General features: G+C 34.3%; 14 protein-coding genes and 2 pseudogenes. All 16 read left to right on the forward strand.

Features of this window, described 5'->3' with window-relative positions:
* The first annotated feature begins 795 nt into the window (after nucleotides 1-795).
* The gene (locus GOQ24_RS03735; protein ID WP_160339128.1) at nucleotides 796-1,563 is read left to right on the forward strand and encodes a ParA family protein; all 768 of its coding nucleotides are present in this window, start codon (nucleotides 796-798) and stop codon (nucleotides 1,561-1,563) included.
* A 4-nt stretch (nucleotides 1,564-1,567) separates the two neighbouring features.
* Nucleotides 1,568-1,999, forward strand: coding sequence for a DUF3408 domain-containing protein (locus GOQ24_RS03740; protein ID WP_160339129.1), 432 nt, complete (start codon nucleotides 1,568-1,570; stop codon nucleotides 1,997-1,999).
* Between the two features lie 12 nt (nucleotides 2,000-2,011).
* Nucleotides 2,012-2,284: a DUF3408 domain-containing protein gene (locus GOQ24_RS03745; protein WP_160339130.1), complete on the forward strand. Its 273-nt coding sequence runs from the start codon at nucleotides 2,012-2,014 to the stop codon at nucleotides 2,282-2,284.
* Between the two features lie 3 nt (nucleotides 2,285-2,287).
* Complete coding sequence (locus tag GOQ24_RS03750; RefSeq protein ID WP_160339131.1) at nucleotides 2,288-2,794, forward strand: hypothetical protein; 507 nt, start codon at nucleotides 2,288-2,290, stop codon at nucleotides 2,792-2,794.
* A gap of 171 nt (nucleotides 2,795-2,965) precedes the next feature.
* Entirely contained in the window at nucleotides 2,966-3,274 is a 309-nt protein-coding gene (locus GOQ24_RS03755) for a DUF4134 domain-containing protein (RefSeq protein ID WP_058699398.1), read from the forward strand.
* A gap of 11 nt (nucleotides 3,275-3,285) precedes the next feature.
* The gene (locus GOQ24_RS03760) at nucleotides 3,286-3,630 is read left to right on the forward strand and encodes a DUF4133 domain-containing protein (protein ID WP_160339132.1); all 345 of its coding nucleotides are present in this window, start codon (nucleotides 3,286-3,288) and stop codon (nucleotides 3,628-3,630) included.
* Nucleotides 3,614-5,524, forward strand: a pseudogene (locus GOQ24_RS03765) (TraG family conjugative transposon ATPase); the annotation flags it as partial. The gene GOQ24_RS03760 and the pseudogene GOQ24_RS03765, both read left to right, overlap by 17 nt.
* 590 nt (nucleotides 5,525-6,114) lie before the next feature.
* Complete coding sequence (gene ltrA / locus GOQ24_RS03770; protein ID WP_058699051.1) at nucleotides 6,115-7,926, forward strand: group II intron reverse transcriptase/maturase; 1,812 nt, start codon at nucleotides 6,115-6,117, stop codon at nucleotides 7,924-7,926.
* 109 nt (nucleotides 7,927-8,035) lie between these two features.
* A pseudogene (locus GOQ24_RS03775) lies at nucleotides 8,036-8,614 on the forward strand (TraG family conjugative transposon ATPase); the annotation flags it as partial.
* Between the two features lie 98 nt (nucleotides 8,615-8,712).
* Complete coding sequence (locus tag GOQ24_RS03780) at nucleotides 8,713-9,321, forward strand: DUF4141 domain-containing protein (RefSeq protein ID WP_410505182.1); 609 nt, start codon at nucleotides 8,713-8,715, stop codon at nucleotides 9,319-9,321.
* A 2-nt stretch (nucleotides 9,322-9,323) separates the two neighbouring features.
* Entirely contained in the window at nucleotides 9,324-10,319 is a 996-nt protein-coding gene (gene traJ / locus GOQ24_RS03785) for a conjugative transposon protein TraJ (protein WP_160339135.1), read from the forward strand.
* A gap of 7 nt (nucleotides 10,320-10,326) precedes the next feature.
* A complete protein-coding gene (gene traK / locus GOQ24_RS03790; protein ID WP_160339136.1) occupies nucleotides 10,327-10,950 on the forward strand; it encodes a conjugative transposon protein TraK in 624 nt (207 codons plus the stop codon).
* 11 nt (nucleotides 10,951-10,961) lie between these two features.
* On the forward strand, nucleotides 10,962-11,246 hold the full coding sequence (locus GOQ24_RS16610; protein ID WP_160339137.1) for a hypothetical protein: 285 nt from the start codon (nucleotides 10,962-10,964) through the stop codon (nucleotides 11,244-11,246).
* Nucleotides 11,221-12,501 (forward strand): conjugative transposon protein TraM, encoded by a 1,281-nt coding sequence (traM, locus tag GOQ24_RS03800; protein WP_160339138.1) that lies wholly within the window; start codon nucleotides 11,221-11,223, stop codon nucleotides 12,499-12,501. The genes GOQ24_RS16610 and traM overlap by 26 nt, the downstream gene beginning before the upstream one ends.
* Nucleotides 12,502-12,531: 30 nt before the next feature.
* On the forward strand, nucleotides 12,532-13,404 hold the full coding sequence (gene traN / locus GOQ24_RS03805) for a conjugative transposon protein TraN (protein WP_160339139.1): 873 nt from the start codon (nucleotides 12,532-12,534) through the stop codon (nucleotides 13,402-13,404).
* Between the two features lie 203 nt (nucleotides 13,405-13,607).
* The coding region (locus GOQ24_RS03810; RefSeq protein WP_160339140.1) for a DUF2971 domain-containing protein at nucleotides 13,608-14,194 on the forward strand (587 nt) is incomplete at its 3' end.

Genomic DNA, 14,194 nt, shown 5'->3' on the forward strand with positions numbered 1-14,194 from the left:
ATACTTAAAAGAATCATTTGGCTAATTACGAAGTAATTAATAATTAATTCGTGTAAAATAAGTAAATTGATTTTACTCAATATACTTTAACATCCTGTATGTACAACCTATTATATTTCAAAATATTCAATATAGTATCTTAATATTTGAATTCAAACATAATAAAACTATATCTAATTCTATTACGGAAATCCGTAACCCCCTCATTTTTTTGAGTCTATCTACGATTTCAACAAAACTATCGACTTCGGAGTAGTTTTCTAGCCCTCTGCAAGAGCAAGTCGTTTTGATGGTGCGAATGTAATTTCGAGTGCCTCAAAACATAACTTGCTGTTACTTTTACAGTAACTAAATTTACCAATTTTACAAAGTAAAATCTAAAGTGATTTCATAGTAATAAATCACCTACTATTTGACACTAAAATGCCAAGTGTTACCACAAAACGCCATAAATCAGATTCAGCTGGTTTATGAAGTTTCTTTGTATGTATAATCATATTTGCATAGGTAGATAGATCAGTCACAAAGCACTGAGGTGTCTAAAAAAGTAAGTAATGAGGTCATTACGCGCATTAGTATATAATTAGAGATACACATAGTTACAGAGACATCTGTTGTGTGAAGTATAAGCGTAGCTATTCAACTATTTATGTAAAGTATTGCATAGAAAAGTATAAAGCTAAATAGGTAATTAAACACTTAACTAAGTAAAGAATTACTGATGTAGATGACCACAGACTCACTGATAGATTAATGTATCTATTTACTTATTCAGATAGCTAAATACATACAATTATGAAAACAAAAAAAGAACCAATCTTTGTTGCTTTCTCCTCTCAAAAGGGAGGAGTAGGTAAAAGTACATTTACCACGTTAGTGGCAAGTATTTTACATTATCAGATGAATTACAACGTAGTTGTCTTTGATGCAGATTTTCCACAACACAGTCTTGTGAAAATGAAAGAAAGAGATTTATCTATCGTTATGGAAAACGATGTACTTAAAAAACTCGCTTATAAACAGTTTACAACGATTCATAAAAAAGCCTACCTAATATTACAAGAGAAGGCGGATAATGTATTAAACGCAGCCAAACAGTTTTTAAGTGAATCAACTGTACCAGTTGATGTAGTTTTCTTTGATTTACCAGGTACGGTTAATACTGCTGGAATTCTAAACGCATTGTCGGGCATGCATTATATTTTTACGCCTATCACAGCCGATAGAGTAGTGATGGAAAGCACGCTTGTTTTTACGCAACTTTTGCGAGATGTTGTGATGAAAAAATCAGAAACAGCAATACAAAGTATTAATCTATTTTGGAACCAAGTGGATGGGCGGGAGAGTACTCCTTTGTATAACATCTATAACCAAGCCATTGAGGAATTAGATTTTAGTTTGATGCAAAGTCATATTAAAAGTAGTACCAGATTTCGTAAAGAGAGTGAATCAACAAGCAAACTTGTTTTCCGTTCCACTTTACTACCTCCAGATAAACGTCTGAGTAAAGCAAGTGGTTTAGACCTTTTTATAGAAGAATTTTTAGCAATCATCCAATTATAATACCATGAAAAAAGAAGACAAAAAACAACCGCATATCGATGAAGAACTAATGATGAGTCTAATGGTAGATGGAGTGAGAAAAGAAGGAATCAAAGAACCACTTCAGTTAGATATTGAAAAAGTAGAAGAACAGAGAAAGACAGAAGATATTTCATTAAATAAGAGTCCTGTTTCAAAACAAAAGAAGCAAACAAAGCAATCCGTTGAAACAGATTATGAGAGTATCTTTTTTAAAAAATCAGATACCAATGCCAGAGATGGTAAGACAGTATATATAAGACCTGAGTTTCATGAAAAACTCACTCGTATTATTCACATAATAGGTGAAGACAAAATAACGATTTATGCCTATTTAGATAATTTGTTAGACAATCACTTTGATGAGTTTGCTCAGCAGATTACTAAGAGTTACAATGAAAAATATAAACCAATTTAAAACCAAAAAATCATGAAAAATCTATTCAAAAAAACAGAAGCAAAAAACGATACTAAAAAATATGAGAATCAGTTTTTAACTAATCGATTACCTGTAAATAGTAAAGGAAAAGTGGTGTACATCCGCCCTGAACACCATGAGGTACTCATTCGCCTTGTTCAATTATCTAAAGAAAATAAAACAACGCTCTATGCCTATATTGACAATATCTTAGAACAACATCTTAAGGATCATTCAGATGATATCAAGGCTTATTTCCAAGAACATTTTAAACCAATTCTGTAATTTATGGAAATAGTTATCATAATCAGTCTTGTACTTGTTATCACTCTTCTGTTATTAGATAAAAATAAAACCAGTAAACAAGAGAACCAATCTAAAGCAGAAGAGCCTCCTTTTAAACAAGATGTACCCGTTAGTATTATAGGAGAAAGTAAACCAGTTGTTCTAAAACAATCGCTAATGAGTCAAACAGATGGTGAACTTGATTTAGAAGAGGAAGAAAAAGAACTAAGCAAGAATTTAGAACCTTTAGATAATGAATTTACTGAGCGAGTCAGTATGGATGAGCTTAATAGTTTTGTGAACTCTATTGAACAAGAGTTAATTAATGAGACTATAGTAAAGACAGCTCAAAAAATAGAAGGCTCAGAGTTATTGGAACTACTCCAACAGGCACTACCTGATTCAGCTAAGACAATAGCAAAGTTATTAGATCAATCATTAAACGAAAAATCACCAAAAAAGGAAGAAGTAATAGATAGTGAAGATTTTAATATTAATGATTTTGTGTAAAGAAAAACTGTGAAGGCGTTATAGTAAAACATACTTAACGCCTTTTTTATTACATCTTATCGCCATGAGTATCCACTAACTTCCACAATCAATCTCTCAAACCGTTTTAAAAAGACATTTACCAAAGTATCATGCAAAGGGCATGATTATAACTTAATAAATGTCATTTTTATGAAAACAAAAACAATCAAACAAAGGCTATTCTTACTACTTATTGTACTAAGTAGTTTGCCACTCTTAGCTCAAGGAAACGGAGCTGCAGGAATCACAGAAGCTACCCAAATGGTCACTTCTTATTTTGATCCAGCCACTAAACTTATCTACGCTATTGGAGCTGTGGTTGGTCTTATCGGAGGAGTAAAGGTGTACAACAAATTCTCTAGTGGTGATCCCGATACAAGCAAGACAGCGGCAAGCTGGTTTGGAGCTTGTATCTTCTTAATTGTAGCTGCTACCATTCTACGTTCATTTTTCCTTTAAAACATACGCTTATGAAAAAGTATAGTATCAATAAAGGCATTGGAGCGAGTGTTGAGTTTAAAGGACTCAAGGCTCAGTACCTGTTTTATTTTGCAGGCGGACTATTAGGAAATCTAATTTTTATTATGGTTTTGTATATGGCAGGGTTAAACAATCTTATTTGTTTAACCCTTGGTCTTGGACTATCAGGTTATCTTGTTTACAAAGTGTTTTCAATGAATAAGAAATACGGCCAGTATGGTCTTATGAAACTTCAAGCTAGAAAATATTTTCCAAAGTATATCATCTCAAGAAAAGATTTTAGAGGGTATTTCAATAGAAATTTAAAACTAACGACCTATGAGAAATACAGCTAAGACAAACACCCTTGAGCGGATGTTTCCGATTTTGTCGGTTGAAAATAACTGTATTGTTTCCAAACAAGGAGATATTACGGTTTGTTATAAAGTCATCTTACCTGAGATATTCACCATCTCAGACAAGGAGTATGAGACTATTCATAGTGTGTGGCATAAGGCTATAAAAACATTGCCTGAGTTTACTGTGATTCACAAGCAGGATTGGTTTGTAAAAGAAAGTTACCAGGCTGATTTTAAAAACGTAGAACAAAGCTATCTAAGTAGAAGCTTTGAGAGGCATTTTAATGAGCGTCCCTATCTGAATCACAGTTGTTATCTATTTATTACTAAGACTACTAAGGAGAGAATTAAAAGCCAAAGTAACTTTTCATCACTAACAAGAGGAGAACTTATTCCAAAAGAAGTAAGAGATAAAGACACTATTCAAAGCTTTTTGGAAGCTACGACTCAGTTTGAGAAGATTGTAAATGACAGTGGACTTATTCACTTAACTAAACTATCTGAAGAGAACATTATCGGCTCAGAAGATAAAAGCGGACTATTAGAGCAGTACCTGACTCTAAGTCCTAATAAAAGAGGAAGTCTTCAGGATATTGCTATAAGTAGTGAACAGGTTAGAGTAGGAGATAATCGTATCTCTTTACATACCCTTTCAAGTACAGATGATTTGCCAAGTGAAGTATCATTTCTATCTCGCTATGAGAAGCTGTCAACTGATAAAAGCAGTATGGCTTTATCGTTTGCCTCACCTGTTGGACTCTTGCTTAATTGTAATCACATTTATAACCAGTATCTGTTTTTAGAAGACAGTGATTACAATTTAAAACAGTTTGAAAAGTCTGCTAAGAATATGCACTCACTTGCTAGATACAGCAGAGCGAATCAAATTAACAAGCAATGGATAGAAGAGTATTTAAATGAAGCGCATAGTAAAGGTCTAACATCCGTTAAAGCTCACTTTAATGTAATGGCTTGGTCAGATAACCCAAGTGAGCTTAAACAGCTTAAAAACGATGCAGGAAGTGCAATCGCTTCTATGGAGTGTGTACCAAGACACAATACAGTGGATGCTGCGACACTTTACTGGGCAGGTATGCCAGGGAATAGCGCAGACTTTCCAAGTGAAGAGAGCTTTTATACTTTCATAGAACCTGCTTTATGCTTTTTCTCTGGGGAGACAAACTATCAAAACTCATTATCTCCCTTTGGAATTAAAATGGCAGATCGGCTTACTGGTAAACCAATTCATTTAGACATCTCAGACCTACCCATGAAAAAGGGTATTATCACCAACCGCAACAAGTTTATCTTGGGACCATCAGGAAGTGGTAAGAGTTTTTTTACCAATCATATGGTAAGGCAGTACTATGAGCAAAATGCGCATGTACTGCTTGTTGACACAGGGAATTCTTATCAAGGCTTATGTGAGCTTATTAAAGCAAAGACAAAGGGGAAAGATGGGCTGTATTTTACATACACCGAAGAAAACCCAATTGCGTTTAATCCTTTCTATACTGAAGATGGCGTTTTTGATATTGAAAAAAGAGAGAGTATTAAAACGCTCATTTTAACTCTTTGGAAGCGCGATGACCAGCCGCCCTCACGAGCTGAGGAAGTGGCGCTTTCAAACGCAGTTAGTGGTTATATCCAAAAACTTCAAACAAGTAATTTAAAACCAAGCTTCAACAGTTTTTATGAGTATATCAAAACGGATTACAAAGCTGATTTAGAACAAAAACAGGTTAGAGAAAAGGACTTTGATTTAGCTAACTTTTTAAATGTGCTTGAACCCTACTTTAAAGGAGGCGAATATGACTATTTATTAAACTCAGAAAGTGAACTTGACCTCTTAAACAAACGCTTTATCATCTTTGAAATTGATAGCATAAAAGGTGCGCCCGTCAAGGTTGCATAAGAAATGTCCTTTGGCAAGGACTAGGTTAGTGTTCTTTGAGAAACCTATCATCACTCGGCTTATCTGAAAGGGAAATTAACCAGACAGGGAGTGTAGCATGCCGAGAAGACCATAAGTCAACTAGTTATCAAGTTGCGACTGAATGGACAGATGAAAAGACAGTTATGAGGATAAAGTCTGTATTGATTGAACGATAATCCAAGCGGTTTTAGCTGTACCTGCGACGTTAAGATAACTATACTCGTCGTACTGTGATTCACTTTTTCCAGTCTTTGAGGAGAAGGTGCAAGAACTAATCACAGCGCAACTACAATATGTAGTAAAGGATGAAAGTCGTATCCGACACTCTGTCGTGCCATAGACTATATAGTCTAATTGTTCTTATGTATACAAACGGGGATTACCTATAACAGAACGCCGATTATAAGGCTATAGGGTTTGCCCTTGAATATCTGGAGTGGTAACGGAGCTTCCGTAGTAGTCTGAGCAGGATAACGACCTGTACATGGCAAAGGGAAGCAGTTAAAGTAGTTTTAATACAATTAACGAAAAATGTGAGAGACATTATGAGAAATTCAGAAGGAGTATTAAACAGTCTTGCCAAACACAGCAAGCTATCAGCCTATAAGTATGAAAGGCTTTATCGTGTTTTGTTCAACAAACAAATGTACTACGTTGCCTATCAGCGTATTTATGCAAAACCGGGAAATATGACACCTGGTTCTGACGGAAAAACTGTTGATGGAATGAACTTAGTTCGAATTGAAAAACTGATACAATCATTGAAAGATGAGAGTTATCAGCCCCAACCTTCAAAAAGGATTTATATCCCAAAGAAAAATGGGAAAGTACGTCCACTAGGAATACCAGCTTTTAATGACAAACTGGTGCAGGAAGTGATAAGGATGATTATAGAGGCTATTTACGAAGGACAATTTCAAAATTGTTCCTATGGATTTAGACCTAATCGAAGTTGTCATACTGCTCTGGCGCAAATTCAAAAGACATTCAACGGAGCGAAATGGTTTGTAGAAGGGGATATAAAAGGATTCTTTGATAACATTAATCATCAAGTTATGATTGATATTTTAAGAGAGCGCATCTCTGATGAACGATTTATTCGTCTAATAAGAAAGTTTTTAAATGCGGGATACATTGAAGATTGGAAGTTCCATAAAACTCGAAGTGGGACACCACAAGGAGGAATTATCAGTCCAATTCTAGCTAATATCTATCTAGATAAATTGGATAAGTATGTAATGGAATACATCCAAAAATTTGATAAAGGGGAGAAGCGCAAAACAAATAAAGCTCGTATTGAATATGAGTACGGAAAAAGACTTGCTGTGGTAAAACTAAAAAAAGTAATTGACAAAGATGAAAGAAAAATAATCATCAAACAAATTAAAGCTTTTGACAAGGGAAGGTCCTTAATCTCATGTGGAGACGAAATGGATTGCGATTACAGAAGAATGAAATATGTGAGATATGCAGATGATTTTATAATTGGAATAATTGGGAGTAAACAAGATGCTCAAAGAATCAAAGAGGACATTAAGAGTTTTCTTGAATCTAAGTTGAAACTTGAGTTATCAGAAGAAAAGACTTTGATTACCCATTCAGAAAAGTCTGCTAAATTTCTCGGATATGAAATCTATGTTCGTAAATCTAATCTAACTAAAAGAAATAAAGTAGGTCATATAAGAAGAGCCTTCAATAAAAAGGTGTATTTAAAACTAACTACAGATGTGATGAAAAAGAAGTTGCTTGAATATGGAGCATTGAAAATTAAAACACACAATGGAAAAGAGCAATGGAAACCCAGAGCTCGAGTTCAGTTTATAAACAATGATGACCTTGAAATTTTAGATAGATATAACTCAGAAATCAGAGGTTTCTACAATTACTATTCAATAGCTAATAATGTTTCGATGATAAGTGCCTTTAAGTACATTATGGAGTATAGTATGTATAAAACATTAGCACGTAAATACCGAACAACTGTTGTAAAGATTGCTCGTAAGTACAAGCAAAACAATGTGTTTACTGTACACTTTAAGAATAAGAAAGGCGAAAATAAAATCAGAGTCTTTTACAATGATGGTTTTAAACGCAAGAACCCAAATCATCAGTCATGGTTAGATAACAACATATCACCATTTAGCATCACTACAACTAGTCTAGTTGATAGGCTTAAGGCTAATGTGTGTGAATTGTGTGGAGTTAAGGATGGAAATTTACATATGCATCATGTAAGAAAACTCAAAGGTTTAGATAATAAAAAACCTTGGGAGAAACATATGATTGCAAGACATAGGAAAACTATTGCCCTTTGTCCTAGATGCCATAAACTGACCGATATGGGAAAGAAAGACTGATACTTTAATGGAGAGCCGTATACGCTGGAAGGTGTACGTGCGGTTCGGGGGCGAGCATTTGGAAACCTACCATAGAAATATGATAAGGCGCTGGGTGCTTAGCCTACACCACAAAATCCTGTTTCCCATAGTGACTATTATCATCATGGAGGTATTTATAAATAAGATGAGACGTCTTAAAGGACAACGCAAACTCATACTGATAGAAGAGGCTTGGAAGGCTATAGCCAAAGAGGGGATGGCAGATTATCTACGCTATCTTTTTAAAACTGTTAGAAAGTTCTTTGGAGAGGCAATTGTGGTTACCCAAGAGGTAGATGATATTATTCAATCCCCGATTGTAAAGGAGAGTATTATTAATAACTCTGATTGTAAGATTCTACTTGATCAGCGCAAGTATATGAACAAGTTTGACGATATACAAGCGATGCTTGGACTTACTGACAAAGAAAAAGCTCAGATACTTTCAATAAACCTAAACAACAATCCTAACCGCCTTTACAAAGAGGTATGGATTGGTTTGGGTGGTATGCAATCAGGAGTCTATGCTACAGAAGTAAGCTACTCAGAATACTTAGCTTATACCACAGAAGAGACCGAAAAACTGCAAGTTATGAACTTGGCTAAAGAACTTGATGGTAATGTAGAGATGGCTATAAAACGCTTAGTACAAGAAAAACAAGAATAATAAGATTAAAAAGTACTCTAACCCAACTTCTTTAAGAACAAAAAAGAGTAGACAATCAATTAAAACATATCACAATGAAAAAACTATTACAGGTAGTGATGGTAGCTATGCTACTTATTCTACCAATAAAGAACTATGCCCAGTGGGTGGTTACGGATCCCACAAATTTGGCATCAGGCATATTAAACAGTGCTAATGAAATTATACAAACTTCTTCAACAGTTAGCAATGTAGTTAAAAACTTCAAAGAAGTAGAGAAAGTCTATAAACAAGGGAAGGAGTATTACGATAAACTCCAAGCAGTAAACAATCTTGTCAAAGACGCAAGAAAAGTACAACAGACAGTGCTTTTAGTAGGAGAAGTTTCAGAGCTGTATGTCAAGAACTTTGGCAAGATGCTTAATGACCCAAACTTCTCTGCACAGGAGCTTGTAGCTATTGCCAATGGGTATTCCGTATTACTTCAAGAGAGCACAGAGCTTGTCAAGGAGCTTAAACAGATTGTAAGCGCTTCGAGTCTTTCTTTAAATGATAAGGAGCGTATGGATATTATAGATAGGGTTTACAAAGAAGTAAAAGACTATCACAACCTTGTTAGTTATTATACCAGAAAAAATATAGGTATCAGCATCTTAAGATCGAAGAAGAAAAATAATACCCAAAGAGTACTTGATCTCTATGGAACCTCGAATCAAAAATATTGGTAGTTATGGGAGATAATAATTTACACGAGGTACTTCAGAACCTCTATTACGATATGATGCCGCTATCAGCCCAGATGGCAGGGGTGGCTAAAAGCTTAGCGGGTCTTGGTGCTCTTTTTTACATTGGTATTAAAGTATGGCAATCCTTAGCAAGAGCAGAACCTATTGATGTATATCCGATGCTCAGACCATTTGCTTTGGGTATTTGTATTATGTTTTTTCCAATCCTTGTTCTTGGAACTTTAAATACGGTTTTAAGTCCAGTTGTAAAAGGTACACATCAGATATTAGAAAATCAGGTAATTGATATGACTTCCTTACAACAAAAGAAAGATATTTTAGAAAGAGAGGCTATGTTACGAAATCCTGAAACAGCTTATTTAGTCTCAGACGAAGAATTTGATAAAAAGCTTGATGAGCTTGGTTGGTCTCCTTCTGATTTAGCTGCTATGACAGGAATGTATTTAGAGAAATGGCAATATGATTTTCAAAAGAACCTAAGAGATGGTTTTAGAGAGATATTAGAAATGCTCTTTCAAGCAGCCGCTCTGGTTATCGATACCATTCGGACATTCTTCTTAGTGGTACTCTCCATACTTGGTCCCATTGCCTTTGCTATTTCAATATGGAGTGGTTTTGAATCTACACTTTTACAGTGGCTCACGCGGTATATCAGTGTGTACCTCTGGCTACCTGTAGCGGATTTATTCAGTGCTATGCTCGCTAAGATTCAATCGCTAATTATCGAAAGAGATATGCAGATGCTTGCAGATCCGAGCTATGTTCCAGATACGTCTAATACTGCGTATGTCATTTTTATGATCATTGGTATAGTAGGATATTTTACAATCCCTACAGTGACAGGATGGGTAATTCAAGCTGGAGGCGCAGGAAACTTTATGCGTAACATGAATAAGACTGTATCTACTACTGGTAATATGGCTACAGCAGGAGCAGGGGCAACAGTAGGTAATATTTCAGGGCAACTAATTAAAAAATAAAAGTATTATGGAATTTAAATCACTTCGAAATATAGAAAACAGCTTTAAACAAATTAGACTCTACGCTATTGTATTTGCTGTAGTTTGTCTTATAGTAGTAGGATTCTCTATCTACAAAAGCTATGATTTTGCCAAAGAGCAACGAGAGAAAATCTATGTGCTTGACAAAGGTAAGTCACTCATGCTTGCCCTGTCTCAAGACGCAAGTATAAATAGGCCAGTAGAGGCAAGAGAGCACGTAAGGCGTTTTCACGAGCTTTTCTTTACCCTCTCACCTGAAAAGGCAGCTATTGAGGGTAATATGCAAAGAGCGTTTAATCTATCTGATAAAACAGCCTTTGACTATTATAAAGACCTACTTGAAAAAGGTTACTATAGTCGTATAATTTCAGGGAATATTCAGCAAAGGGTAGAGGTGGATAGTATTAAGATAGATTTTAATAAATATCCCTATAAGACAATGACCTATGCAACGCAGTATATCATACGATCAAGTAATCTCACTAAAAGAAACCTTATAACAAGTAGCCAGCTTGTCTCAGCAGTACGCTCAGATAATAACCCTCAAGGGTTTATTATCGAAAAGTTTACCGTTGTAGAGAACAAAGACTTAGAGGTTGTTAAACGCTAAAAAATAAGATTATGAATAAGCTACAACTTCTAAGACATAGTTATTCCAGTAGATTACAAGTCTACTGGAATGACCTCTCTATAAAAAGACAACGAGTTTTATTACTTACTGTATTTACCCTTTATGGTCTTGTTTGTCTTTTTATCGTAAAAATCAGTTTTACGTCTAAAATAATAAGTAACCAAGAGACACGAAGCAATATAAAACCTGTAAAGTATTTGCTTGATAGGCAAAAGATAGAATCACACCCAACTAGTAAAACTAAGAATTATGAATCAAGATCAAAAATCAAATAAAACCCACCAAGTACCCAAAGAAAATAAGGTCATTCAAAATTTGATAGAAAAACACAAAAAGCACATAGTCTTTGCTTTAATAGGCATTGTGTTTTTAGGGGCTATGTACCTTTTGTTTAAACCAGAAGAGAAGGAGTTTATCACTCACAATGATTCTGTGCCTGAGGCAACAACCCAAGGGATGCCAACAGATAAAGTAAAAGCTTATGAAAAAGAGCTATGGGAACAGAAGCAACAGGAAAATGAAAATCAGATTCACTCCTTAGCAGATTATTGGAATGAGCCTCAAGATGAGTCTAATATTACTTATAATCATAAAGATTATAATGTAGAACCTACTTATACGCCCTACGAGCGGTCTTATCAGAACTACAAGCAAACTCAAGATGTGCTTGGTAGTTTTTACAGCAGTACTGAAAATCCTGAAACCGATAAGCTTAAAAAGCAAATAGAAGAGCTAGAGAAACAATTAGAACAAAAAGATACTCCAACTGCTATTACTATGGATAATCAATTAGAACTTATGGAAAAGTCTTTTCAGATGGCAGCTAAGTATTTACCAGGAGGGCAAAACCAAACAGAATTATCACTGTCAAGTCAAGCTACAAACGCCAAAACAATCTCAAGTAAAAAACAAGTGATAACTGTAGTTGATAAATCTAATAAAGAGATTGTATCCTCACTTGTAAAGCCAATGAGTTTTCAGGATTTAGTATTACCAATTAATTCTGAAAACAATCAAATTTTTTATACAGCTGAAGGAGAGCCTAAAGCGGAAACCCACAAAAACAGTATAAGAGTTAGTATCAAAGAAGATCAGGTTATTATAAACGAAGGTTACATTAAACTAAGACTTTTAGAAAGCATCATAATAAATGGAGCTTTATTAGCTGAAGCAAGTACACTCATTGCCAAAGTAAAGGTAAACAGTGGCAGGCTTGAGCTAAGTGTAAATTCTATTAAGATAGAAGAGACCATCATAGAAACAGAGCTTATAGGCTATGATAACTATGGGCAAAGAGGACTTGAGGTATTAGACCTTCAAGAAATAAGCGACTCAAAAGAAATCATAGCCAATATGGGACAGACCACAGGCACAAGTATTTCGATGAGTAGATCTGCATCAGATCAAATTGCAGGAGACTTAACCAAAGGATTTATTCAAGGGGTATCAGGGTATTTCTCAAAGAAAGTAAAAGCCCAAAGAGTAACCTTAAAACAAGGACAAGAGCTGTTTCTTGTTCATAAGGAATAACAATCAATAACCAAGTAAAATCAAATCATTATGAAAACAATCATAAAATATATATTACTGTGCTTACTAACAGTAAACATAGTGACGGCTCAAGAAAGTATTCAATCTATTAATCTATCAACTGCTGAGGTAGCTCCTTACAAGGTAGAACTCACCCAAAACAAAACGACTCATATTCTGTTTCCAAGTAGTATTGAATATGTGGATTTAGGCAGTAATGAAATTATAGCTAATAAAGTAGAAGCAACATCAAATGTTCTTCGCTTAAAAACGATAAAAGAAGACATCACGCCTACAAATTTCACAGTTATTACAAATGATGGAAAATACTACAATTTCAATGCTACCTACAAAACAAAACCAATACAATTGAGTTATGACTTAACCAAGTTTGAGAATCAAAATAACAAACAGCAAAGCGAAGTCTTGTTTCAATATTTAGGTAAGACAGCTCCAAGTTTAGCTGACCTTTTTATGAAAGCTATTATCAAGAAGAACAAGAAAGAGCTAAACATCAAAAGCAAAAATTATGGAGTAGAAGCAAGGTTAAAGAGTATCTACACCCAAGATGGTAAGCTCTACTTTCACTTGTCTATAAACAACAAGAGCAATTTACCATACAAACTAGACTATGTCAGCTTTAAAATTAAAGACAGAAAAACTACAAAACGAACTACTATTCAAGAAGTAAGTTTAAAACCAATTAGAAGCTATAGTGATTCTCAAACAATCAATAGTCAAAGTAAACAAGACAATGTCTTTATATTAGATCAGTTTACACTGTCTGATAAACAAATGCTTTTGATTGAGATTAAGGAGAAGAATGGGGTGAGGAGTCAGGTTTTGAAAGTAAAGAGTTCGGATATTTTGAAATCAAAAATAATAGTTTATTTAAAATTTTGATTAACCATAAAGCCCTATAAAGGGCTTTATGCATTATACCTTGTTATAAGATAAATAGTTTTAGTAATTCTTGTTTTTTTATATTTAAGTATTGACTCAAAATCTAAAGGAGTTTACGGATTTCCGTATTGTACTTAAAAAATAGTTTTATATGTTTGGGAAAATTTTGTATAATTTTTTTTTGATTTTTAATTTAAAAATATATGGCATATAATAAACTACTTTGGAAGAAAAGACACCGTCATAGATCTGATATTTCAACTTATTTGACACATTTAACAAAGGAAAATAGGGATTTAAATGTATTCCAAGTATTGAAAAAAATATTAACAGATGAAATAATTATAGGTAGCCATAGTAATGGATATATTATAGGAGACTCACCAGTAACTTGTTTTCAAGATATTCCTCTTTATGGAGTTTGTCAGAATACATATCATGAACAGATGAATAGGGAAGAGCTAGGAGGAGTTTTAAGATATAGGCCTATTGGTTTAACATTTGAAAAAGATTATGTATTTTCCAAAGGAGCTAGACCTGTAATGTATGAGAAGAGGGAGGTTGCTAAAGCAATATTACCAGAAGTTGAATGGTGGCGTATAGTAAATTATGATTTATCAAATGAAAATTTAATTATTGATTGGACTCATGAAAGAGAGTGGAGAATGAAAGGGGATTTTAAATTTGAAATAAATCAAGCAATTATTATTATGCCGCAAGGATTAAATTATCAAGAACTTGTTGAAAAACTTGGTGAGGAAATACTAAATCATATAAAAGGTGTTGTAAC

The organism is Myroides sp. LoEW2-1, from assembly GCF_009767705.1.
Classification (GTDB): domain Bacteria; phylum Bacteroidota; class Bacteroidia; order Flavobacteriales; family Flavobacteriaceae; genus Flavobacterium; species Flavobacterium album_A.